Origin of the sequence: Paenibacillus sp. FSL K6-1217, assembly GCF_045040735.1 — a bacterium.
GTDB lineage: Bacteria > Bacillota > Bacilli > Paenibacillales > Paenibacillaceae > Paenibacillus_AQ.
Genome location: NZ_CP150271.1, coordinates 5,143,616 through 5,165,276 on the forward strand (window position 1 = coordinate 5,143,616; position 21,661 = coordinate 5,165,276).

Sequence of the window (21,661 nt, forward strand, 5' to 3'; positions counted from 1 at the left end):
ACAGCATCTTGATCCTTGAAAACTGGATACCGAAACGAATTTGCGTTTTAGAACATTCCTTTAAGCTGAACTTGTGTAAACAAGTTTTGAATTAATGGCGATGCTACGATGATCTTGAAGGAAATACAGACGTTGAAGAGATTCATTGTCCGATATTTTCCTGACGGAAAAATCGAGGTTAAGCTACTAAGAGCACACGGAGGATGCCTAGGCGCCAGGAGCCGACGAAGGACGTGGCGAACAACGAAACTGCCTCGGGGAGCTGTAAGCAAGCTTTGATCCGGGGGTGTCCGAATGGGGAAACCCAGCTGTGGTAATTCGCAGTTACTCGTATCTGAATACATAGGATGCGTAGAGGCAGACCAGGGGAACTGAAACATCTAAGTACCCTGAGGAAGAGAAAACAATAGTGATTCCGTCAGTAGCGGCGAGCGAACGCGGAACAGCCTAAACCAAGGGGCTTGCCTCTTGGGGTTGTGGGACGTCTCCCATGGAGTTACAAAGGAATCGAGTAGGCGAAGAGGTCTGGAAAGGCCCGCGATAGAGGTAAAAGCCCTGTAGCCCAAACTGTGTTCCCTCCGAGACGGATCCCGAGTAGTGCGGGGCACGTGAAACCCCGTATGAATCCAGCAGGACCATCTGCTAAGGCTAAATACTACCTGGCGACCGATAGTGAAACAGTACCGTGAGGGAAAGGTGAAAAGCACCCCGGAAGGGGAGTGAAATAGAACCTGAAACCGTGTGCTTACAAAAAGTCAGAGCCCGTTTTAGGGGTGATGGCGTGCCTTTTGTAGAATGAACCGGCGAGTTACGTTTAACATGCAAGGTTAAGGTGAGAAGCCGGAGCCGCAGCGAAAGCGAGTCTGAATAGGGCGACTAAGTATGTGGACGTAGACCCGAAACCGTGTGATCTACCCCTGTCCAGGGTGAAGGTGCGGTAACACGCACTGGAGGCCCGAACCCACGCATGTTGAAAAATGCGGGGATGAGGTGGGGGTAGCGGAGAAATTCCAATCGAACTCGGAGATAGCTGGTTCTCCCCGAAATAGCTTTAGGGCTAGCCTCGGTGAATGGAGTGGTGGAGGTAGAGCACTGATTGGGTGCGGGGCCCGCAAGGGTTACCAAGCTCAGTCAAACTCCGAATGCCATTTACTTCTTGCCGGGAGTCAGACAGTGAGTGCTAAGATCCATTGTCAAAAGGGAAACAGCCCAGACCATCAGCTAAGGTCCCCAAGTGTGTGTTAAGTGGGAAAGGATGTGGAGTTGCACAGACAACCAGGATGTTGGCTTAGAAGCAGCCACCATTGAAAGAGTGCGTAATAGCTCACTGGTCGAGTGACTCTGCGCCGAAAATGTAACGGGGCTAAACACACCACCGAAGCTATGGCTAGATGCGTTGCATCTGGGGTAGGGGAGCGTTGTATACGTTGAAGGTGTACCGTAAGGAGCGCTGGAGAGTATACAAGTGAGAATGCCGGTATGAGTAACGAAAAGATCAGTGAGAATCTGATCCGCCGAAAGCCCAAGGTTTCCTGAGGAAGGCTCGTCCGCTCAGGGTAAGTCGGGACCTAAGGCGAGGCCGACAGGCGTAGTCGAAGGACAACAGTTTGAAATTACTGTACCACCGTAATCCGCTATGAGCGATGGGGTGACGCAGGAGGGTAGTGACGCGGACTGATGGATGTCCGTCTAAGCAGTGAGGCTGGTGTGCAGGCAAATCCGCACATCGTAAGGCTGGGCTGTGATGGGGAGCGAAAATTATAGTAGCGAAGGTCATGATCTCACACTGCCAAGAAAAGCCTCTAGTCAGGAGAAGGTGCCCGTACCGCAAACCGACACAGGTAGGCGAGAAGAGAATTCTAAGGCGCGCGGAAGAACTCTCGTTAAGGAACTCGGCAAAATGACCCCGTAACTTCGGGAGAAGGGGTGCCTCGGTAGGGTGAATAGCCCGAGGGGGCCGCAGTGAAAAGGCCCAAGCGACTGTTTAGCAAAAACACAGGTCTGTGCGAAGCCGCAAGGCGAAGTATACGGGCTGACGCCTGCCCGGTGCTGGAAGGTTAAGGGGAGCGGTTAGGGGTTAAACCCGAAGCTGTGAACCGAAGCCCCAGTAAACGGCGGCCGTAACTATAACGGTCCTAAGGTAGCGAAATTCCTTGTCAGGTAAATTCTGACCCGCACGAATGGCGTAACGACTTGGGCGCTGTCTCAACGAGAGATCCGGTGAAATTTTAATACCTGTGAAGATGCAGGTTACCCGCGACAAGACGGAAAGACCCCATGGAGCTTTACTGCAGCTTGATATTGAATTTGGGTACGATCTGTACAGGATAGGTGGGAGCCGTTGAGGCAGGAGCGCAAGCTTCTGCGGAGGCGCCGTTGGGATACCACCCTGATCGTATCTAGGTTCTAACCTGGTGCCCTTATCGGGTACGGGGACCGTGTCAGGCGGGCAGTTTGACTGGGGCGGTCGCCTCCTAAAGAGTAACGGAGGCGTTCAAAGGTTCCCTCAGAATGGTTGGAAATCATTCGCAGAGTGCAAAGGCATAAGGGAGCTTGACTGCGAGACCTACAAGTCGAGCAGGGACGAAAGTCGGACTTAGTGATCCGGTGGTACCGCATGGAAGGGCCATCGCTCAACGGATAAAAGCTACCCTGGGGATAACAGGCTTATCTCCCCCAAGAGTCCACATCGACGGGGAGGTTTGGCACCTCGATGTCGGCTCATCGCATCCTGGGGCTGAAGTAGGTCCCAAGGGTTGGGCTGTTCGCCCATTAAAGCGGTACGCGAGCTGGGTTCAGAACGTCGTGAGACAGTTCGGTCCCTATCTGTCGTGGGCGCAGGAAATTTGAGAGGAGCTGTCCTTAGTACGAGAGGACCGGGATGGACGTACCGCTGGTGCATCAGTTGTTCCGCCAGGAGCATGGCTGAGTAGCTACGTACGGACGGGATAAGCGCTGAAAGCATCTAAGCGTGAAGCCCCCTCAAGATGAGATTTCCCAAGTCAGTAAGACCCCTTGAAGACGACGAGGTAGATAGGTTGGAGGTGGAAGTGCAGCAATGCATGGAGCTGACCAATACTAATCGGTCGAGGGCTTATCCAAAAATTCTAACGCGCAGATTCGTTTCGGATTCAGTTTTCAGGCGATCAAGCCTGGAATGACTCGCATACACATTCATCGGCACAGCCGTGAACGACCGAATGTGATGCTCGGCGCTTGTTCCACAAGCGCACGTTTGGTGGCGATAGCGGAGGGGTTCCACACGTACCCATCCCGAACACGACCGTTAAGCCCTCCAGCGCCGATGGTACTTGGACCGAAGGGTCCTGGGAGAGTAGGACGTTGCCAAGCACACATGAGCCATTGTCGAAAATTCGACAATGGCTTTTTTTGCATTCCAGCATATATGAAAAGCTATAAAAAAGCAGGAAGAGATACGGAATATTAGTATAAAAACGCTTACAAACGAGTGACATTTTTGTTACCGACGAGACGATGGTTCCAAGTATAATGGAAAAGTGCAATAAATAAGCAAAAGCCTTAATACGAATGAACTACGTATAAATTCTAATTTGGAATTTTCTTGCGTCTTTAGATGCATGGTAGAGGTAAGGAGGATTTAAGGTATGAAGCGAACCCATCCTTTGTGGATATTAGTTATTCTTTGTATAGTTGGAGTAATGCTGGCGGGTTGCGGAACGAAAGAGCCGGCTTGGGATACTTTTAACGGTGCACTCAATGAGGAGGACTTCCCTGTTCCGAATGAGGCAAGCTCTCCCGACAGAACAACTACAAACGTAGCCATGGACTATGTGCGGTACTCCCTGCCGGGGTTGAAGGAGAAGAAAGGCGTGCCGGAGCCTTATCTGGAGGCCATTAAGGCGTGGGGCTGGGAAGAGCAGGAACAGAATGCAGACGATTCCGGGAGCTCCCGTGTTTTTCAGAAAGAAGGACTTATTGTACACCTGACCGTACATGATGACTACTTCATCGTGATGATTCCAAAGGAAAAGAAGGTCACGACCAAAGGCCTGAAGAACAGATAAAAAATCGCCGTCCGATTATGGATGGCGATTTTTTGTGTGAGCGGCCGCTTAAATTCAGCGCTATGTATATCTGGGTGGGATTACTGGGCGTAATAGGAGGCATCTGCTGCATTGAATTTGAGCATCCCGTCCTTGGCTACTCTATTCAGACGCAGTAGCGCATATAGACGGGGCAGCAGCAGCCACAGGTGGCATACCGCCAGAGAGACTGTGAAGGCGGGCGGAGCCCAGACGATGAAGAGTGCAGCTATACAAAGACCGATCCAGAGGTTATGCAGCTGTACGGTGCGGAAGATGCCATAGTTGATGTATTGATCAGGCATATAACCGGGCCAGGGCAGGCGCAGGGACGATCTCCAGCGTTTGGCGATAGGGTGTCCGGTGATCAGCAGCACGGAGCGTGAGATGACATACTGAATCCACAGCATGACAGGTGCGGCGATAATCATGAAGAGGATACTCAGCCAGGACATAAAGATACTTTCGAGCACAAGACATACAAGGGGAAGGGCGATATAGACCCGTAGCAGAAATGCTGTAATAGTAACTTTTTTGATAAGCTTGTATTGATAGAATGTGGCGGCACCCTTGGTGTTTGGTTCCATACCTGAAATTCGGACCTCCTCGCAAGTTCTCTTGTTATTAATATCGGCCTGTTCCTGCGTTTTGTTAAACAACAGGATCAGATTCACCTGCAAATTCACCGAATGGGGATCAGGCGAATATATATATTTTAGGCTATGAAGGATTAGGAAAAAACTATGAAAAGGTTTAAAATGATAGAAGGTGTACCATACTGTTCTTAAAAGAGTCAAGGTGGGATGAAAATGGAACAGCAAACCGGGCAAGCCTGCATTATCTGCGGGCAGGAAAAGGAAGAAGGCATTGTGATTGTCTCGCATTTCATCTGTGAGGACTGTGAGAGTGAGATGGTCCGTACAGAGGCTGAGGATGTGAAGTACGATTTTTTCATTAGCCGGATGAAGAAGATCAATCTGCGAATGCATGCTTAATGCACGAAGCGCAGTACCTGTAACAAGCACCAAATAAAGATCGGGCGGTGAATCTGTGTCGCGTTGGCTGCAAATACAAAGCTCCTTTTAACGGCTTCTCCGCCCTGACCGGGTGAGGGGAGCCGTTTTTATTGCTTGTGCCTTCCTTTGCGGAAGTGATAGGCGTTTGGGTGTATTTGCGTTAAAATAGAAGGTAACCCCCAGGGAAGGAAGAACTTATGGATAAGCTACAGCCTGGCAGGGCGCCTGTATACGAAATGCTGGAACAATATAGACTTAAGGGTAATATATCTTATCATGTGCCGGGTCACAAGAACGGTGAGGCTTACCGGAGTACTGTCAGTGCAGAGAGTGCAGGGTATCTCACGGAAGTGATGCGTTACGATGTGACGGAAATTACCGGAACAGATGATCTTCATCACCCGGAAGGGGTGATCCGGGAAGCGCAGGAGCTGGCAGCCGATTGTTACGGCGCGGAGGAGAGCTACATGCTGGTAGGCGGCAGCACCGCCGGTAATCTGGCTCTGATCCTGACGGTCTGTCCGGAGCCAGGAAGGCTGCTTCTCTTGCAGCGCAACGTCCACAAGTCCGTGATCCACGGACTGATGCTGGCGGGAGCGCGTGCAGTCTTCCTGGAGCCGCAGGTTGACCCGGGCAGCGGCCTCGCCGTGGCTCCGTCTGCCGAGACGGTGCAAGCGGCCCTGGCCGCTTACCCGGAGGCAGCCGGCGTCCTGGTGACTATGCCGAATTACTACGGCATGGGCAGTGACCTTGCGCCCCTCGCGCAGGCCTGTCACAAGAGCGGCGTGCCGCTGCTTGTGGATGAGGCGCACGGGGCGCATTACGGGCAGCACCCCGCGCTTCCGGCCGGGGCGCTTGCGGGGGGCGCGGACGGCGTGGTGCAGTCCACGCACAAGATGCTGACGGCGCTGACAATGGGCGCCATGCTGCATGTGCAAGGGCCATGGCTTGACCGCGCGCTGCTGCGGCAGCGCCTGGCCATGGTGCAGAGCTCCAGCCCATCCTACCCCGTGATGGCTTCGCTCGATCTGGCCCGGCGCCTGCTGCACAGCAGCGGCGCCGCTGTCTTCACGGCGGGGCTCGCCGCCGTGGATATCCTGCGGCGCGGCCTGACGGCGCTGCCGCGCTTCGGGCTGCTGCAGCCGGCTTCGCTGCAGCAGCCTCTCTGCGGCGATGCGGGCGCCGCAGGGGTGAATACGCCGCCGCTGCGCGGGGCGGCGTACGAGACCCAGGACCCCTTTAAGGCGGTCATTTATGACGCCGCTGGGGTCCTGGGGGGCTTCGAGCTGCAGCGCAGGCTCGAAGAGAGGGGGATCGTGCCGGAGATGAGCGACGACCGGCACGTGGTTCTGGCCTTCAGCCTCGGCTCGAAGGCTGAGGAGGCAGCGGCGCTGCTTGCAGCGCTGCAGGAGATTGCGGCGCAGACCTCCCTGGTAGCGCCGCAGAGGGGCGGTACCGCAGCCCAGGCAGCGTCATATCATAACACAGAAGAGGATTCACTCTCCCCAGGCGATATTTCCACGTGGAACAATTTTGACATTCCGGCAGTATCAGCTCCGGTTCAGTTCTCTACAAGGCCGGTGCCGACCGGTGAGACACAAAGCATAGCACTTGAGGCAAGCGCAGGCAGGCTTGCGGCTGAGATGGTTATACCCTATCCTCCTGGCATCCCGCTGCTATATCCCGGAGAGCACATTACAGAGTCTGTCCTGGGCAGGCTGCTCAGCCTGCGTGAAGGCGGAGCGAAATTCCAGGCCTGTGCTGATCCGGCCTTGCAGCATATTAGAGTATACAACATTCAGAAGGGCGGAGAAGTATAAGTGAAGCGAGAAGGATTCTTCATTACACTGGAGGGAGGCGACGGCTCCGGTAAAACAACTGTACTCGGCCGAGTGGCAGCTTATCTGCAGAACCATTCCATGCCCTACTTAATCACCCGTGAACCGGGAGGAATTGAGATTGCCGAGAAGATCCGTTCTATTATCCTGGACCCGTCGCATACGGCTATGGATGCCCGGACAGAGGCACTCCTGTATGCGGCAGCAAGAAGCCAGCATTTGGCGGAGGTGGTCGAGCCTGCCCTGCAGGAGGGGATTACCGTGCTCTGCGACCGTTTTGTAGACAGCAGCCTGGTCTATCAGGGGTACGCCAGAGGGCTGGGCATCGAAGAGGTGTGGGGAATTAACCGGTTTGCGACCGGCGGGAGAATGCCCGATCTTACCTTTTACCTAGATGTTGATCCCGAGGTGGGCCTGTCCCGGATAGCCGCCAATCAGAACAGAGAGGTGAACCGGCTGGATCTGGAGAGCCTTGAGTTCCATCAGAAGGTGCGTACGGGGTATGAGCTGGTCATCGGCTCTGATCCGCAGCGGATTGTGGTGCTTGATGCCAATCGCCCCATCCATATGGTGGAGCAGGATATTGTAAGGGTGCTGAAGGACAGGATATTAAAGGATTTCTAAGGTGTTTTGTCAAATAGAACATAGAGGTATAATGATTAAACAGAGCTTCGCTGCAGATTAAGCTGATGCTGTGCGGAAAGCCCTGTGAACATAACTAATAGGAGGGGATACGAAGATGAATTTGATCATTGCAATTATCCAGGATAAAGACAGCAACCGGCTATCCAGTGAACTGGTGAAGGCGAACTTCCGTGCCACCAAGCTGGCCAGTACAGGCGGATTTCTCCGTGCGGGCAACACTACCTTTCTGATTGGGGTAGATGATATTCAGGTGGATGCCGTACTCAGTGTAATCCGTAACAGCTGCAAAGTGCGCGAGCAACTGGTCACTCCGGTAACGCCGATGAGCGGAACGACAGATTCCTATTTGCCGCTTCCTGTCGAAGTGCAGGTGGGCGGAGCTACCGTATTCGTACTTCCCGTCGATCGTTTCGAGCATTATTGAGCATAATGAGCATTAGACCATAAGGGCGGTAGATATCCTTGAAGATCAACCCGGGCTACAGGCCCTTAAAAAGTGAAATGCTGACCACGGAGGCTGAGAGGCGGCCGGTTCAGCAAAAAAACTTCAATGATGTATTTCAACAGCAAAGCCAGCAGAAAACTATAGATGAGTTGAACCGTCAGATTAAAGATATTCAGCTGCAAGGCGACCGGCTCTCCAAATCCATGACCGTGCGTGAGCTGGCAATCTACCGGAACCTGATCAAGCGGTTCCTGGAGGAGACAGCCCGCCGCGGAGTGATCCTGAAGGACACCAAAGGCTGGGACCGGCGGGGCCGCGGCAAACGCTACAAGCTGCTGGAGGAGATTGACGCCTCGCTGCTGAACATGGCAGATGATTTGCTCGACAGTGAGCAGGGCCGGATTGATCTCCTTGGACGGGTTGGAGAAATCCGCGGCATGCTGATTAATCTTTCTTTCTGACAAACTTGGAGGAACCTATGTCTTTTCATGAACTATTAGGCCAGGAGGACGCCAAGCGGCTGCTTCAGAATGCCTTGCGTAAGGATGCGGTCAGCCATGCCTATCTGTTCACCGGTCCGGCAGGCAGCGGGCAGGTGAAGATGGCGCTGACCTTCGCCCAGGCCATATTCTGCACTAACAGCAAGGATGATGCCTGCGGGGAGTGTCTGGAATGCCGCAAGGTGGAGCATGGCAATCATCCGGATCTAACGCTGCTGCGTCCCGACGGGGCCAGCATTAAGATTGACCAGATTCGTGATCTTCAGCGTGTTTTTTCCTACCGCTCGGAAGGGATTAACCCGAAGGTTTATATTATAGAAGGAGCGGACAAAATGACGGTGCAGGCCGCCAACAGTCTGCTGAAATTTCTGGAGGAGCCGCCTGCCCCGGCGGTTGGTATTCTGATTTCGGATAACAGCAGTTCCCTGCTTCCGACGATCCAGTCCAGAACCCAGCGCATTCCGTTCAGCCCGCTGCATCCGGATATTATGCTGCAGGCGTTGTCCGGGGAAGGGGTTCCGGTGCCGCTGGCGCGCTGCGCGGTATCACTGACTGCCGGTCTTGACGGCTGCAGGGAACTTTTGGCACAGAATTGGTTTGCAGAAATGAGAAATCTAGTGTTACAATTAGCGAAGGAGTCTCTGGGCAAGGGCAGCTCCGCGGTGGCAACCGCAGGACCGAAGCTGTTCAAGACAGGACTTGGTGAACATTTGGATATTCTCTTCAGCATGTTCCACTTATGGTTCAAAGATATGCTATACTTCCTGTACCGAAAGCACGAAAGTATCGTTTTCATAGATCAGTTAGACTTTATTTCCAAGGCTGCCCGTCAGCGGAGTACGGAACAATGGGTGGCTTACATGGAATTTGCGGCGGAGAGCAAGCGGAAGCTTCGTTCCAATGCCAATGCCCAGCTTTGTCTGGAGCAGTTCTTAATCCGACTGGAAAGCTAAAGGTTCGGATTATTTATGATACATCCTCCGGATACATCCTTAGCGCCTGGAAGTACGGGTTTAGCGGACGAGGAAGGACAAGCATGAGTCATTAGGGAAGCAGTCTTGCTTAAGGGTTCCTTTTACCGTCAAACAAGGGGGTTAATTTTTGTACAGCGTAGTAGGTGTCCGCTTCAAAAAAGCGGGTAAAATATATTATTTTGATCCACTTGATTTCCCGATTGAACGCGATCAATGCGTAATTGTTGAGACTGCAAGAGGGGTCGAATACGGTAAGGTTGTCGTTGGCAAAAAAGAGGTGCAGGAAGCAGATGTTGTACTGCCGCTCAAGAAAGTCATGCGCATTGCCGGTGAAACCGACGCGCGCGTGGTGGAAGAGAACAAAAGTGCTGCTAAGGATGCTTTTACCACCTGTTTAAATAAAATCCGCGATCATGGCCTCAAAATGAAGCTGGTGGATGTGGAGTTTACGTTTGACCGCAACAAAATTATTTTTTATTTCACGGCCGAGGGCCGCGTGGATTTCCGCGAGCTGGTAAAGGATCTGGCCAGTATTTTCCGTACCCGCATTGAACTCCGGCAGATTGGTGTACGTGATGAAGCCAAAATGCTAGGCGGACTTGGACCCTGTGGACGGGTGCTCTGCTGTTCCTCCTGGCTTGGTGATTTCGAGCCGGTGTCCATCAAGATGGCGAAGGATCAGAATCTGTCGCTTAACCCGACCAAGATCTCGGGATTATGCGGACGGCTGATGTGTTGTCTGAAGTTTGAGCATGATAACTATGAGAGCACGAAGGAAGAAATGCCGGCTGTAGGCAAAATGGTCGTTACCTCACTGGGTGACGGTAAGGTCGTCGGTATCAATGCCGGAAGCCGCACGGTTCATGTGCAGCTGTTTGAAGTGGGCAAAGTTAAAGAACTTCCAATGGATGATGTTGTCGTCAAGTAAACCATTATAAGGTTACTTTCGGGGTGGAAACTTGGAGAAGAAAAATATATTTGCACACATGCAGGAGATGGAAGCGCAGATGGATGAGATGCGCACCACTCTGGGCGATTGGAAGCAGACGGTCAAAGAGCTGATGGAAGCCAATCAGAAGCTGAGTCTGGAGAATGAACAGTTGCGTATCATATTGAAAAGAGAAGCGCCTGTAGATAAGGCTGCGCTGTCTGCGGAGGCAGAGGCTATACTTGCTGCCGAAGGGAAAGCGGAGGTTGTCGGGGAAGGCTACGATAACCTGGCCCGGCTGTATCACGAAGGCTTTCACATCTGCAATGTCTACTTCGGGCATTTGCGGACGGAAGGCGATTGTCTGTTCTGCCTTTCTTTTCTTAATAAATGAGGATATCCAGCCGTAGGAGATTGTCGCCTACGGTTTTTTTGAATATAAGGCTATGCTTCCGAAGCATACACTCAACCCAAACTTTTAGGAGATTACAATGACCCATTCATTTAACAATACATCTGTACCCCTACGTGAAGCAGAACGGATCGATGACCTGCTCACCCATGATCTGAGAATTATCCAGAGTGACGAAGTATTCAGCTTCTCGATGGATGCCGTGCTGCTGGCCCGGTTCGCCAGTGTACCGCCGCGCGGACGTGTGCTTGATCTGTGTACGGGCAACGGGGTCATTCCTATGTTGCTGACTACGCGGACGAAGGCTTCGATTGAAGGTATAGAGATTCAGCCCCGTCTGGCGGATATGGCCCGGCGCAGTGTATCGCTTAACGGCTTGGAGGAGCGGGTACAGATTCATGAGGGTGATTTGCGGGAGCTTCATCATACCGCAGGCTATGGCGTATATGATGCGATCACAGTTAATCCCCCTTATATGCCGCTGAACGGGAGCGACCTGAAGCTGAATTCCCATCAGGCGATGGCCCGCCATGAGATCGGCTGCACGCTGGAGGAGGTCATTCAGGCCTGTGTCCGGCTGGTCCGTACCGGAGGCAAAGTCAGTATGGTGCATAAGCCGCAGCGTCTCGTGGACATTATCAGCCTGATGCGCAAGCACCGGCTGGAGCCGAAGCTGATCCGTTTTGTGCATCCCCGTGCCCATCTGGAGGCGAACATGGTTCTAATCGAGGCCGCGCGGGACGGGAAGCCGGAGGTGCGTTTACAACCGCCTCTAATCGTATATAATGAGGACAATCAATACTGCCCTGAGATTATGGATATTTACTACGGAAACAAAGAGGATGCCAGCCAATGACTATACAATGCCAAAGCAGCTTTCAAAATAACCATGACGGAGCGAAGCCGGAAGGCTGCGGCTGCCTGTATCTGGTGGCTACGCCGATCGGCAATCTGGAGGATATGACCTACCGTGCAGTACGTACGCTGAAGGAATGCGATATTATCGCCGCTGAGGATACGAGACAGACGCGTAAACTGCTGAGCCATTTCGAAATTACACCTTCCATGCTGTTCAGTTACCATGAGCATAACAAGGCCGCCAGTGGCCCGGAGCTGATACGCTATATAATAGAAGGTAAAAATCTGGCACTCGTCAGCGATGCCGGTCTGCCGGCGATTTCCGACCCTGGTGCTGAGCTGGTAGCTCTGGCTGTCAGCCATCAGATTCCGGTGATTCCGGTGCCTGGGGCGAATGCCGCATTATCGGCTTTGATTGCCTCAGGACTGCCCACCGCCAGCTTCACGTTCATCGGCTTCCTGCCCAGAGAGCGCAAGGATATCCGGGCCGTTCTGGCACCTCTCCGTTCTGCACAGGGGACACTGCTCTTCTATGAGTCTCCGCACCGCGTGGCCAAGACCCTAGTTCATTTGCAGGAGGCCTTCGGCAACCGCCGGATTACACTGGCCCGTGAGCTGACCAAGCGGTATGAGGAGTTCCTGCGCGGATCGATTGAGGAGTGTCTGGCATGGCTGGAGGAGCATCCCCCGCTTGGCGAGTATGTAATCGTGCTTGAGGGAGAGAGCAAGGAGGAGGCGGAGCTGGCCGAGTCTTCCTGGTGGCGCCAGCTGAGTACTGAGGAGCATGTGGCTCATTATGAGGCCTCAGGCTTAACGCGTAAGGATGCTATGAAAAAAGCAGCGTCCGACCGTGGCTTGGCCAAGCGGGATATTTATAACGAACTCCTGGAGCGGAGTTAGAACACTGTGGTGTTGTAGTTATTAAAATTCCAGTAAAAGCCTAAAGATGGGTTTAACCATTTGAACATCCAATGAAATAAATGTATTCCTTACACTTATATGGAAAATATCTGTTCAGAATATAGTTATTCAAATTTTTCAAGACATTTTTTTTATCATTGATTCACGCCTTAAGTAACTAGTACCTCATCAGATTTAAAATAGTGGAGCAGATGCAATTCCCCTTCAAATTGCATCTTTTCCAAGCGGGGGTTGTTCTTTAGGGGCGTTTGGCTTAGCGTAACGGACTGAGGCGCTCTTATCCGGGAAGAAAGTCGTCACTTGGGCGATTAACGGACCCCAAGGACCTTATCCCCTGCAATTCAGCTCCAAAACGACTCGTAGAAGGATGATAAGGTCGCCTGAGTCCGTTACGCTGCATAAGGTGGCGTTCTCGTGGGAATAAGGTCTTTTCGGTCCGTTAGATTTTTTGGGATGATAGGGTTGCATTATCTGACACTGCGCATGACAAGGCCTGAGGAATCACCGCAGGGAGGCCGAAAAGGGCCGGTCCACCGCCGAACCCCGCTTCCTTCCGCGTCCGCTGCAGAGATCCGCCAAGCTTCCGGGTGTCCAGAGGGCCGGGGCCCTTGGGGAGGGTTTGGGAGGGTAAGAGTCAAAAGGGGCACCGGGGGAAAGTCCCCGAAAAACACATAAAAAAATACCTCCCGCGCGAACGGGAGGCCAAGGAGATATAAAAAGGTTAGAATTAACAATTGGATTAGTTCCTATTATACCCTATTTAATTTAGTTTGTCACAGGGGTAGGGATAGCCGAAATGCATTCATGACAAACAATTTTACCTTTGAAGTAAGTTACATTCTCAGCATTGCCGCAGAAAATGCAAGCAGGTTCGTATTTCTTAAGCATGATCCGCTCACCGTCCACGTAAATTTCGAGCGCATCTTTTTCTCCAATGCCCAGGGTGCGACGCAATTCAATTGGAATAACGACCCGTCCAAGCTCATCTACCTTACGTACAATTCCTGTTGATTTCATCATTACAATCGTTGCTCCTCTCAATGTTCAAAAGCGTCAATATTCGACATTCTTCACTGTTTTATGATATTTATAATACCAACCATTCCCAAAACAGTCAACCTTTTTTCAGGTTAATTTTAAGGAATCTTTTGAGACCACATTTATTCCGCGATTGATCAGGCAAATCATCCTAAAAAAGCGTATAAAGGTTTTTGTCGATTTGTCAGTCGTTTAATCGCTAATATTCGACAAAGAGCGACAATATATTATATAAAACAAGAAAAGGAGACGATTTCATGAAGCAACCGCTGTCAGAAGAGAAGGTATTTAAGGACCCGGTTCACAACTACATCCATGTACAGGACACCATTATCTGGAGACTGATTAATACCATGGAGTTCCAGCGGCTGCGGCGCATCCGGCAGCTTGGCACCTCGTACCTGACCTTTCACGGGGCCGAACACAGCCGGTTCTCCCACTCTCTGGGTGTATATGAGATTACGCGGAGGATTATCTCCCAATTTGAACGGAGCGGCTACAAGGACTGGATGCCGGAGGAGAGACTGCTTACCCTGTGTGCGGCGCTGCTGCATGATCTGGGGCATGGCCCCTTTTCCCACTCTATAGAAGAAGCTTTCGAAATGGATCATGAAGACTGGACCTGCCGCATCATTCTGGAGGATACGGAGATCACGGCGATTCTGCGTGATGTGGCTGAAGATTTCCCCGGTAAAGTGGCTTCGGTCATCTCCAAAACCTATGAGCACGAAATTGTTGTCAATTTGGTGTCGGGGCCGCTTGATGCGGACCGGATGGATTATCTTCTGCGGGATGCATATTATACAGGGGTGAATTACGGCACCATCGACATCGACCGGATTCTGCGGATGCTGCGCCCTTATGACGGCCGGGTGGTTGTGAAGGAATCAGGAATGCATGCGATTGAGGATTACCTGATGTCACGGTACCAGATGTACTGGCAGGTCTATTTCCACCCTGTAACACGCAGCTCGGAGATTATTCTGCGGCAGATTCTCCGCCGGGCCAAGGAGCTGGTGCAGCAGGAGCATGCTTTCCGGTTCATGATTGAGCCGCTAAGCGACCTGTTCAGCGGAGAGGTCACGGTAGAGCAGTATCTCCTGCTGGATGAAGCCTTGATGCAGACGGCCTTCATGCAGTGGACGCTGGAGGAGGATGCCATCCTGAGCGACTTGTGCAGCCGGTTTATCCATCGTAAACTGTATAAATATGTGGAGATGGAGCATCTGGATGCAGGCACGATTGACGAAATCCGCCGCAGCTTCGCCGATGCCGGACTACGGCCCGATTATGACCTGGAAATTGATTATCCCACCGATCTTCCATATGATGTGTTCCGTCCGGGAGACGGTTTTGACAGCAAACAGATTCTGCTTCTGGACAGGCATGAGCGGCTGCGGGAAATCTCCGAGGTCTCGGATATTGTACGCTCCATCAGCGGCATTCACCGCGGCAGATACCATTTATATTTTCCGCAGGACAGGCTGCAGCAAGCCCTTCCACAGCTCCCGCCGTCCATCGCAGAGATTTTTGCCAAATAATCAGCTTAAGCTTGGAATTATAGATAGAACAACAGGCCGAAAGGATGTAATGAAATGCAGTTATTCGACACACATACCCATCTGGATGCTCCGCAATTCGACGAAGACCGCGAAGAGGTCATTGCCCGGGCGCTGGAAGCTGGAGTCAGCAAGATGATCAACATCGGCTTTAACCGGGACACGATACCGACGACTATGCAGCTTGCCGAGAAATATGATTATATTTATGCAGCCGTAGGCTGGCATCCCCAGGATGCCATCAGTATGAAGGACGGAGACCTGGAATGGATTGCCTCCCTGTGCGCTCATCCCAAGGTGGTCGCCATCGGGGAGATCGGGCTGGATTATTACTGGGACACCTCCCCTAAGGATGTGCAGCATGAAGTATTCCGCAAGCAGATCGGGCTTGCCCGTGAGCTGAAGATGCCGATCTGTATTCATAACCGTGATGCGCATGAAGATGTGATCCGCATCCTCCGTGAGGAGAAGGCGGACGAGGTTGGCGGCGTAATGCATTCCTTCTCCGGCAGCTGGGAAAGTGCCAAGATGTGTCTGGACCTGGGCTTCCATCTTTCCTTCGGAGGACCGATTACGTTTAAGAATGCAAGGGTGCCCAAAGAGGTGCTTGCCCAGACTCCGCTGGACCGGCTGTTGATCGAAACGGACTCGCCTTACCTGACTCCGCACCCGTATCGGGGCAAGCGAAATGAGTCCGCTCATGTGAGACTGGTAGCGGAGGCAGCCGCGGCAATAAAAGGGATTGAATTACAGGAATTGGCGGAAATTACGTATGCGAACGCACTGGAACTATTTGGAATACTCTGAAAACAGGAGTAAAATCGGTGAAAAATGAAGTATAGCGGATATATTAAACTTTTATGACGCCAAAACGGCCGAATATTACAATATTTTAATCAATTTTTTACGTAAACGTGGTTGAATCGTCCTTTACAACATGTATCAAAACAGGATATCATCTTTTCAGTGCAGTGAGCTGTTGTAACTGTGACAGTCACTTTTTCATGGATCGTCTCGCTGAGTCTCCGAACGGAGAACGGGGGAACCAATAATGCTCTGCCGCATGAACGTACAAGAGTAAGACACAGAATTGCCGCAGGCATTATTTGATTTCTTTACGTGGTCTTTGGGGTGAATTTGAGGGCAACCGCCGTGAGCGGGTGACCTAAGATAGGGCGTCTCTCTTATGCCCGAACCCGACAGCTAACCCCGTAAGCGCAAGTAAGAGAGGAAACCTCGTGCATAAGCATTCCGACGTATTTGACACCGGAGAAGCCACGAAAGAGTCCTCTAATGAGCTCTTTTTAGGCTTCTTTTGTTTTGAATAATGCGAATGCTCCCGGCATACTGTTATATAACAGATCTCCGGAAGTCATTATGCCGAGCAGGCGATCCATGAGCAGGAAACGCTGAAGGAAGTGCGGGCGTATCCTGTTGCAATCTCAAACCTAGTTTCGTCAGAAGTGATACAGTCACCTTGAACTAACTTGGACGACGGGGCTATGTAAGGAGGATGGAGAGAGTGGGCGTATTCCAACCAGAGGTATCCCATGATTCGCAATCATCCAGCAGGTCTTTCGCATTACGGTTGAAGCAAGTAAATCCCCGCGTAGTTTTACTTGCCGGTGTGGCAGCGATTGTGATCGCACTGTTAATTCTGCTGTACGTACACGGTCAGAGCAAGAAAGAAATTACTCTAGTAATAGACGGACAGGTACAGACACTGGAGACGCGGGAAGCGCTGTTCAGTGATGTGCTGGCTAAGGAACAGATTTCGCTGCAGGCGCATGATGAATTATCTATTGGCCTTAGTGATGAAATAAAAGACGGCGACCGTATCGTGATTAACACTGCGCAAAAGTTCGCTCTTACCGTAGACGGGAAGACCGAGACGTTATTTACGACCGAGGATACCATTGGTCAGGCCATCGACAAATTGGGCTACAGCCTGGAAGGCCTAGACAAGATTTACCCTTCGCTAGAAACCGCAGTATCTGCCGACATGGAAATCAAAATTGTCCGTATTAACAAGGATGTGGTTCAACGGACAACCAATTTGCCTTTCCGGGTAATCAAGACAGCAGACCCCTCGTTGACCAAGGGAACCGTAAGAGTGGCACAGGCAGGTAAGCCGGGCGTCATGATCCAGCACATCGAGAAGATCTATCAAGATGGCGAGCTGGCATCCATGCGCATGATCGGCAAGGAAGTACAGACGGTAACCAAGGATAAAGTCATTGCCATTGGAACCAAGCCGCTTCCCAAACCCGTTCCTGTTGTTGCCAAAGTTTCCAAACCTGTAACAACCTCCAAGTCATCTAAAGCCAGCGCAAAGGCCAGCAATGTTACCAGTAAGGCTGGTGTGGATTTCGAATACAAAAGAATGATTAAGAACGTATCGATGACCGCGTATTCCTCGCAGGAACCGGGTATCGGAACACGTACCGCCTCCGGCACACGCGTAACGGAAGGCCGCACTATAGCTGTAGATCCAAGGATTATACCGATTGGCTGGTGGGTGTACATTGAGGGATTAGGGTTTCGCCGAGCAGAGGATACCGGCGGTGCCATCAAAGGCAACAAGGTGGACGTCTATTACGATTCACTGAGCCATGCCCGTAATTTCGGCCGTAAGTCGCGGACACTCTATGTGATCGGACCTGTGAAGCCGGAGTTGAACTAGGGCGGAAAGTCTTTTGCAAATTAGCGGTTAATACGATATAGTGAGGGAAGCACTTACGAAACTCTAGAGAGCTGCCGCTCATCACTTATACATTCTTTAGCCAAAAAGAAGGGGAGCGAATCCTCTTCTTTTTGCGTTCTGGAGTAAGGAGTAAAATTATTTATGATTAAAGAGCTAATTGTGGTTGAAGGGAAAAGCGATACCGTTGCCGTTAAGCGTGCGGTAGAGGCAGATACGATTGAAACCGGGGGCTCGGCCGTGGACCGCAAGGTCATTGCCAAGATTACACTAGCTATGGAGCGCAGGGGAGTAATCATTCTTACAGACCCCGATCATGCCGGAGAGCGAATCCGCAAAATCGTCGCGGCCAAGGTGCCGGGCTGCAAGCATGCCTTCATCCCGGAGAAGGATGCCACCCGTAAGGGGGATATTGGGATCGAGAACGCGTCGCCTGAGGCTATCCGCCATGCGCTGGAGCATGTGCATACCTCCTTCGAGGGAGCGCCGGCCATCATTGGGCTGGACGAGCTCATGGCTGCAGGGCTGATGGTGCATCCCCGGGCGGCCGAGCGCAGAATGCAGCTTGGCAATCTGCTCGGTATCGGTTATTGCAATGGCAAGCAGCTGTACAAACGTCTGGCGATGTTCGGCATTACCCGCGAAGAATTCGCGCAGGCCCTCGCCCAAATTGATCAGGGAGGCATTACTTCATGAGCGGTACCGAGAACATCTCGTCCCCAACAAGAACCAAAGCGATAATTCAGCGTTACGGCTTCTCCTTCAAAAAAAGCCTGGGCCAGAACTTTCTGATTGATCAGAATATTCTGGACAAAATAGTGGATGCTGCCGGTCTTGATAGTACAGCCGGTGCGCTGGAGATCGGCCCGGGTATCGGAGCCTTGACGGAACGGCTCGCAATGACGGCCGGAGCCGTCACTGCGGTGGAGATTGACCGCAGGCTGATTCCTATCCTTAGGGATGTCTTGTCGCCCTATCCCCATGTGAAGGTCCGTAATGATGATGTGCTCAAGGTGAACCTGCAGGAGCTGTTCGCCGAGGATTTCGCGGGCAGGGACCGGGTAAGTGTCGTAGCCAACCTGCCGTATTATGTGACTACACCTATCCTTATGAAGCTGCTGGAAGAGAAGCTGCCGCTGGATAACATCGTCGTGATGATCCAGAAGGAGGTTGCCGAGCGTATGGCGGCGTCTCCGGGCGGCAAGGAGTACGGCAGCCTGAGTATTGCCGTGCAGTATTACAGCGAGCCTGAGCTGGTCTGTATCGTGCCGCGTACGGTGTTCATCCCGCAGCCGAATGTAGAGTCTGCGGTGATACGCCTGAAGGTCAGAGAGCGTCCTCCGGTGGAGGTAGCCGACGAGAAGCATTTCTTTGGTGTGATTCAGGCGTCCTTTACCCAGCGGCGCAAGACGATTGCCAATAATCTCAAGGCCCGCTTCTTCCCGGAAGAAGGGCGTGAGCGCCTGGAGGCGCTGCTGGCTGAAGCTGGCATTGAGCCCTCACGGCGCGGCGAGACGCTCAGCATTGAGGAGTATGCGCGGCTCAGCGCGGTTCTTCTGGCTGCCGGAATCGAATAGAATACAATAAACCCTCCGGCTGGATGAACCAACCGGGGCCTTTGCCCATAACATGGGGTAGAGGTGGTGGTTGTAATGAATCTAGGAGACTTGGTCATTCGTAAATCCTATGGCGGCGATGTGACCTTCCGGATAGACAATATACTGCAGAATAGAGCGGTCATCAAGGGGACGGAGTTCCGTCTGTTGGCGGATTCCCCGCTGGAGGATCTGGTGCAGGTGCCGCCTACACGGGTTACCGAGCGGGGACAGCGTGCGCAGATCAAGGCAACAGAATCTCTGACCTGGCTGCGCAAAGACCGGCAGGTCCAGAGCCAGCGGAGCGGAGAAAGTGTATCGGGGTCCACAGGAACCTGGGGCCAATCTCCGAAGGAAGCGGCTTATTTTGAAGTGCCGGGCAAGGTCCTGCATCTGGATGGAGATGCGCTCTATCTGAAGAAGAGCCTGAGTCTCTACGAGCAGCTGCGCATCCCGGCGGAGGGACATCATGTCCATGAATCCAAAATGGCGGAGACGCTGTACCGTCTGCTGCCTAGTGTACGTCCCGATATCGTAGTGATTACCGGCCATGATGGAGTACTTAAGCAACAACAGAATTATGATCTGTACAGTCTGAGCAGCTATAAGAATTCACAGAATTTCGTGGCAGCCATTCGGGTAGCCCGTGAATATGAGCGGAATTTCGATGCCCTGACAATCGTAGCCGGAGCCTGCCAGTCGCACTTCGAGGCGCTCTTAGGCAATGGTGCCAACTTCGCCAGCTCGCCGGGCCGCATCCTCATTCATGCTCTGGACCCGGTGTATATTGCTGCCAAGGCCTCATTCACTTCCATCCGGGACACGGTGAACTTAAGCGATACCCTTAACCATACGATCAGCGGTAATCAGGGGATGGGCGGAATTGAGACACGCGGCAGCTTCCGTATCGGAATGCCCCAACTGCAGAATCTGGCTACGCTGAAGGTTGCCCCTTCGGTGCTGTAACCGGATAAGGGATAACTGAACAGGTGGCAGGAACAGGGTAGGCATTCGTGCTTATCCTGTTTTTGTTGGAGCAGGGCGGCAGCCTTCGGCAGAAGGACAGGCTATGAAGCAGCCGCAATCATTACCGCTAACAAGGTGCTTATGACAGGACTTCCATCGTCAAAAAAAATTCCGTTGACATCTTTTTTCTCATCATCTATAATTATTTATTTAATTTGACAAAGGGTTAAAGAGGTTGTATAATGGACAAGGAAAGAGGTGGTCGTCAGGCAATGGCTAATAACGCGCTGTTGGAAATTAAACGCAGTCTTGAAGCTCACGTCGGTCATAAGATCACGTTGCGGGCTAACGGTGGCCGTCGCAAGACCGTTGAACGCACCGGTGTCCTGGAAGAAACGTACCCTTCTGTATTTATTGTCAAACTCGATCAGGAGCAGCAGACATTCAAGCGGGTCTCCTATAGCTACGCCGATATACTTACTGAATCTGTGGAAATCACAGTTACCGAAGACGATGGGCAGATGCGGATTATGTATATCAAAGCTTAGCGTCATGACAGTCTCCCTGTAGGGGGGCTGTTTTTTGATAGAATTTTTATGTTTTGGGGTCCCCGCAAAGTACCTGAGTCATCACCTACGCTAAAGCCCCACTTTGGGGGGTTATTTTGAAAGATAAGAATTTATATGCTTCGCGCTATCATTATCCTTATCTTTCTCGCTGAAACGGTACCGTCCTTACAAAGGACGGCAATGCCGTTTCCACTTGCATGGCGGAAAGCTTCCTGAATTATGCTGGATGACACTTGCCCCTTGGCTGCATACTACATAGGCAGTACGTTCATCATAGGGCAGTATACAAGGGAGGAATTTGTAATGAGCCGCAGAAGACGGAGCATGATGTCGGAGGAATTGAAGACGGAGCTGGCCAAGGAGCTCGGGTTCTACGAAACGGTCGAGCAGGAGGGCTGGGGCGGAATCCGCGCGGTCGATGCGGGGAATATGGTCAAGCGGGCCATTCAGCTGGCAGAGCAGGCTGCGCGGAAATCGTAGCTGATGGCGGCATGGATGCCGCACCGGGTATCGCCTAATGGCGGTACCTTTTCTGCTTGATAGAACCGGATGTTTATTTAATGGACTTCACTGCCAGTTTCTCATATAATATGTTAAGTTGTTTTGTACGGGAAAAGCTGAGGGTGGGTGAA

21 protein-coding genes, 2 rRNA genes and 1 riboswitch are annotated in these 21,661 nt (G+C 52.0%); of the genes, 21 read left to right on the forward strand and 2 right to left on the reverse strand.

Annotated elements, in window-relative coordinates; genetic code table 11:
• Positions 1-176 precede the first annotated feature (176 nt).
• The 3 genes from MHH28_RS22715 to MHH28_RS22725 all read left to right on the forward strand — a co-directional run bounded on the left by MHH28_RS22715 (position 177) and on the right by MHH28_RS22725 (position 4,046).
• Positions 177-3,102 (forward strand): 23S ribosomal RNA (locus tag MHH28_RS22715).
• Positions 3,103-3,234: 132 nt separating this feature from the next.
• Positions 3,235-3,351 (forward strand): 5S ribosomal RNA (gene rrf, locus MHH28_RS22720).
• 275 nt (positions 3,352-3,626) lie between these two features.
• Complete coding sequence (locus MHH28_RS22725; protein WP_405105787.1) at positions 3,627-4,046, forward strand: hypothetical protein; 420 nt, start codon at positions 3,627-3,629, stop codon at positions 4,044-4,046.
• A gap of 80 nt (positions 4,047-4,126) precedes the next feature.
• Here MHH28_RS22725 and MHH28_RS22730 read toward each other — a convergent pair whose 3' ends face one another.
• On the reverse strand, positions 4,127-4,651 hold the full coding sequence (locus MHH28_RS22730; protein WP_405105789.1) for a hypothetical protein: 525 nt from the start codon (positions 4,649-4,651) through the stop codon (positions 4,127-4,129).
• 222 nt (positions 4,652-4,873) lie between these two features.
• On the opposite strand from MHH28_RS22730, the gene MHH28_RS22735 reads away from it, so the two are divergent.
• From MHH28_RS22735 to rsmI, 10 genes are all read left to right on the forward strand, one after another.
• Positions 4,874-5,059, forward strand: coding sequence for a sigma factor G inhibitor Gin (locus MHH28_RS22735; RefSeq protein ID WP_405105791.1), 186 nt, complete (start codon positions 4,874-4,876; stop codon positions 5,057-5,059).
• Between the two features lie 218 nt (positions 5,060-5,277).
• Positions 5,278-6,900 (forward strand): aminotransferase class I/II-fold pyridoxal phosphate-dependent enzyme, encoded by a 1,623-nt coding sequence (locus tag MHH28_RS22740; RefSeq protein ID WP_405105793.1) that lies wholly within the window; start codon positions 5,278-5,280, stop codon positions 6,898-6,900.
• Positions 6,901-7,542, forward strand: coding sequence for a dTMP kinase (tmk, locus tag MHH28_RS22745; RefSeq protein ID WP_405105795.1), 642 nt, complete (start codon positions 6,901-6,903; stop codon positions 7,540-7,542).
• 115 nt (positions 7,543-7,657) lie between these two features.
• Positions 7,658-7,987: a cyclic-di-AMP receptor gene (locus MHH28_RS22750; protein ID WP_036723983.1), complete on the forward strand. Its 330-nt coding sequence runs from the start codon at positions 7,658-7,660 to the stop codon at positions 7,985-7,987.
• A 38-nt stretch (positions 7,988-8,025) separates the two neighbouring features.
• Complete coding sequence (locus MHH28_RS22755) at positions 8,026-8,469, forward strand: YaaR family protein (protein WP_405105797.1); 444 nt, start codon at positions 8,026-8,028, stop codon at positions 8,467-8,469.
• A 17-nt stretch (positions 8,470-8,486) separates the two neighbouring features.
• Positions 8,487-9,461, forward strand: coding sequence for a DNA polymerase III subunit delta' (gene holB / locus MHH28_RS22760; protein ID WP_405105799.1), 975 nt, complete (start codon positions 8,487-8,489; stop codon positions 9,459-9,461).
• Between the two features lie 148 nt (positions 9,462-9,609).
• Positions 9,610-10,410 (forward strand): stage 0 sporulation family protein, encoded by an 801-nt coding sequence (locus tag MHH28_RS22765; protein ID WP_405105802.1) that lies wholly within the window; start codon positions 9,610-9,612, stop codon positions 10,408-10,410.
• Between the two features lie 31 nt (positions 10,411-10,441).
• A complete protein-coding gene (yabA, locus tag MHH28_RS22770; protein WP_405105804.1) occupies positions 10,442-10,804 on the forward strand; it encodes a DNA replication initiation control protein YabA in 363 nt (120 codons plus the stop codon).
• A 97-nt stretch (positions 10,805-10,901) separates the two neighbouring features.
• A complete protein-coding gene (locus MHH28_RS22775; RefSeq protein WP_405105806.1) occupies positions 10,902-11,678 on the forward strand; it encodes a tRNA1(Val) (adenine(37)-N6)-methyltransferase in 777 nt (258 codons plus the stop codon).
• The gene (rsmI, locus tag MHH28_RS22780) at positions 11,675-12,580 is read left to right on the forward strand and encodes a 16S rRNA (cytidine(1402)-2'-O)-methyltransferase (protein ID WP_405105808.1); all 906 of its coding nucleotides are present in this window, start codon (positions 11,675-11,677) and stop codon (positions 12,578-12,580) included. The genes MHH28_RS22775 and rsmI overlap by 4 nt, the downstream gene beginning before the upstream one ends.
• Positions 12,581-13,366: 786 nt before the next feature.
• On the opposite strand, the gene MHH28_RS22785 is transcribed toward rsmI, so the two are convergent.
• Positions 13,367-13,621, reverse strand: coding sequence for an AbrB/MazE/SpoVT family DNA-binding domain-containing protein (locus tag MHH28_RS22785; RefSeq protein WP_019914502.1), 255 nt, complete (start codon positions 13,619-13,621; stop codon positions 13,367-13,369).
• Between the two features lie 275 nt (positions 13,622-13,896).
• Here MHH28_RS22785 and MHH28_RS22790 point away from each other — a divergent pair, with 275 nt between their 5' ends.
• From MHH28_RS22790 to MHH28_RS22825, 8 genes are all read left to right on the forward strand, one after another.
• Positions 13,897-15,180 (forward strand): HD domain-containing protein, encoded by a 1,284-nt coding sequence (locus MHH28_RS22790; RefSeq protein ID WP_405105811.1) that lies wholly within the window; start codon positions 13,897-13,899, stop codon positions 15,178-15,180.
• Between the two features lie 54 nt (positions 15,181-15,234).
• Complete coding sequence (locus MHH28_RS22795; RefSeq protein WP_405105813.1) at positions 15,235-16,005, forward strand: TatD family hydrolase; 771 nt, start codon at positions 15,235-15,237, stop codon at positions 16,003-16,005.
• Between the two features lie 198 nt (positions 16,006-16,203).
• Positions 16,204-16,431: riboswitch (cyclic di-AMP (ydaO/yuaA leader) on the forward strand.
• 289 nt (positions 16,432-16,720) lie between these two features.
• A complete protein-coding gene (locus MHH28_RS22800; RefSeq protein WP_405105815.1) occupies positions 16,721-17,881 on the forward strand; it encodes a 3D domain-containing protein in 1,161 nt (386 codons plus the stop codon).
• A 162-nt stretch (positions 17,882-18,043) separates the two neighbouring features.
• A complete protein-coding gene (rnmV, locus tag MHH28_RS22805) occupies positions 18,044-18,595 on the forward strand; it encodes a ribonuclease M5 (RefSeq protein ID WP_405105817.1) in 552 nt (183 codons plus the stop codon).
• A complete protein-coding gene (gene rsmA / locus MHH28_RS22810) occupies positions 18,592-19,476 on the forward strand; it encodes a 16S rRNA (adenine(1518)-N(6)/adenine(1519)-N(6))-dimethyltransferase RsmA (RefSeq protein WP_405105819.1) in 885 nt (294 codons plus the stop codon). The genes rnmV and rsmA overlap by 4 nt, the downstream gene beginning before the upstream one ends.
• A 75-nt stretch (positions 19,477-19,551) precedes the next feature.
• Positions 19,552-20,460 carry a sporulation peptidase YabG gene (yabG, locus tag MHH28_RS22815; RefSeq protein ID WP_405105821.1) on the forward strand — a complete coding sequence of 303 codons (909 nt, stop codon included), beginning with the start codon at positions 19,552-19,554 and terminating at the stop codon, positions 20,458-20,460.
• 272 nt (positions 20,461-20,732) lie between these two features.
• The gene (gene veg / locus MHH28_RS22820) at positions 20,733-21,008 is read left to right on the forward strand and encodes a biofilm formation stimulator Veg (RefSeq protein ID WP_036696386.1); all 276 of its coding nucleotides are present in this window, start codon (positions 20,733-20,735) and stop codon (positions 21,006-21,008) included.
• Positions 21,009-21,332: 324 nt separating this feature from the next.
• Positions 21,333-21,509 carry a small, acid-soluble spore protein, alpha/beta type gene (locus MHH28_RS22825; RefSeq protein WP_173140693.1) on the forward strand — a complete coding sequence of 59 codons (177 nt, stop codon included), beginning with the start codon at positions 21,333-21,335 and terminating at the stop codon, positions 21,507-21,509.
• Positions 21,510-21,661 lie beyond the last annotated feature (152 nt).

Bases quoted from the DNA above. Each gene is read 5' to 3' on its own strand.
- yabG (WP_405105821.1), top strand. From the start codon at position 19,552: ATGAATCTAGGAGACTTGGTCATTCGTAAATCCTATGGCGGCGATGTG.
- MHH28_RS22730 (WP_405105789.1), bottom strand. From the start codon at position 4,651: ATGGAACCAAACACCAAGGGTGCCGCCACATTCTATCAATACAAGCTT.
- MHH28_RS22790 (WP_405105811.1), top strand. From the start codon at position 13,897: ATGAAGCAACCGCTGTCAGAAGAGAAGGTATTTAAGGACCCGGTTCAC.
- rsmI (WP_405105808.1), top strand. From the start codon at position 11,675: ATGACTATACAATGCCAAAGCAGCTTTCAAAATAACCATGACGGAGCG.
- MHH28_RS22775 (WP_405105806.1), top strand. From the start codon at position 10,902: ATGACCCATTCATTTAACAATACATCTGTACCCCTACGTGAAGCAGAA.
- MHH28_RS22795 (WP_405105813.1), top strand. From the start codon at position 15,235: ATGCAGTTATTCGACACACATACCCATCTGGATGCTCCGCAATTCGAC.
- MHH28_RS22785 (WP_019914502.1), bottom strand. From the start codon at position 13,621: ATGATGAAATCAACAGGAATTGTACGTAAGGTAGATGAGCTTGGACGG.
- MHH28_RS22735 (WP_405105791.1), top strand. From the start codon at position 4,874: ATGGAACAGCAAACCGGGCAAGCCTGCATTATCTGCGGGCAGGAAAAG.
- rnmV (WP_405105817.1), top strand. From the start codon at position 18,044: ATGATTAAAGAGCTAATTGTGGTTGAAGGGAAAAGCGATACCGTTGCC.
- MHH28_RS22825 (WP_173140693.1), top strand. From the start codon at position 21,333: ATGAGCCGCAGAAGACGGAGCATGATGTCGGAGGAATTGAAGACGGAG.
- MHH28_RS22725 (WP_405105787.1), top strand. From the start codon at position 3,627: ATGAAGCGAACCCATCCTTTGTGGATATTAGTTATTCTTTGTATAGTT.
- MHH28_RS22750 (WP_036723983.1), top strand. From the start codon at position 7,658: ATGAATTTGATCATTGCAATTATCCAGGATAAAGACAGCAACCGGCTA.
- veg (WP_036696386.1), top strand. From the start codon at position 20,733: ATGGCTAATAACGCGCTGTTGGAAATTAAACGCAGTCTTGAAGCTCAC.
- holB (WP_405105799.1), top strand. From the start codon at position 8,487: ATGTCTTTTCATGAACTATTAGGCCAGGAGGACGCCAAGCGGCTGCTT.
- MHH28_RS22740 (WP_405105793.1), top strand. From the start codon at position 5,278: ATGGATAAGCTACAGCCTGGCAGGGCGCCTGTATACGAAATGCTGGAA.
- rsmA (WP_405105819.1), top strand. From the start codon at position 18,592: ATGAGCGGTACCGAGAACATCTCGTCCCCAACAAGAACCAAAGCGATA.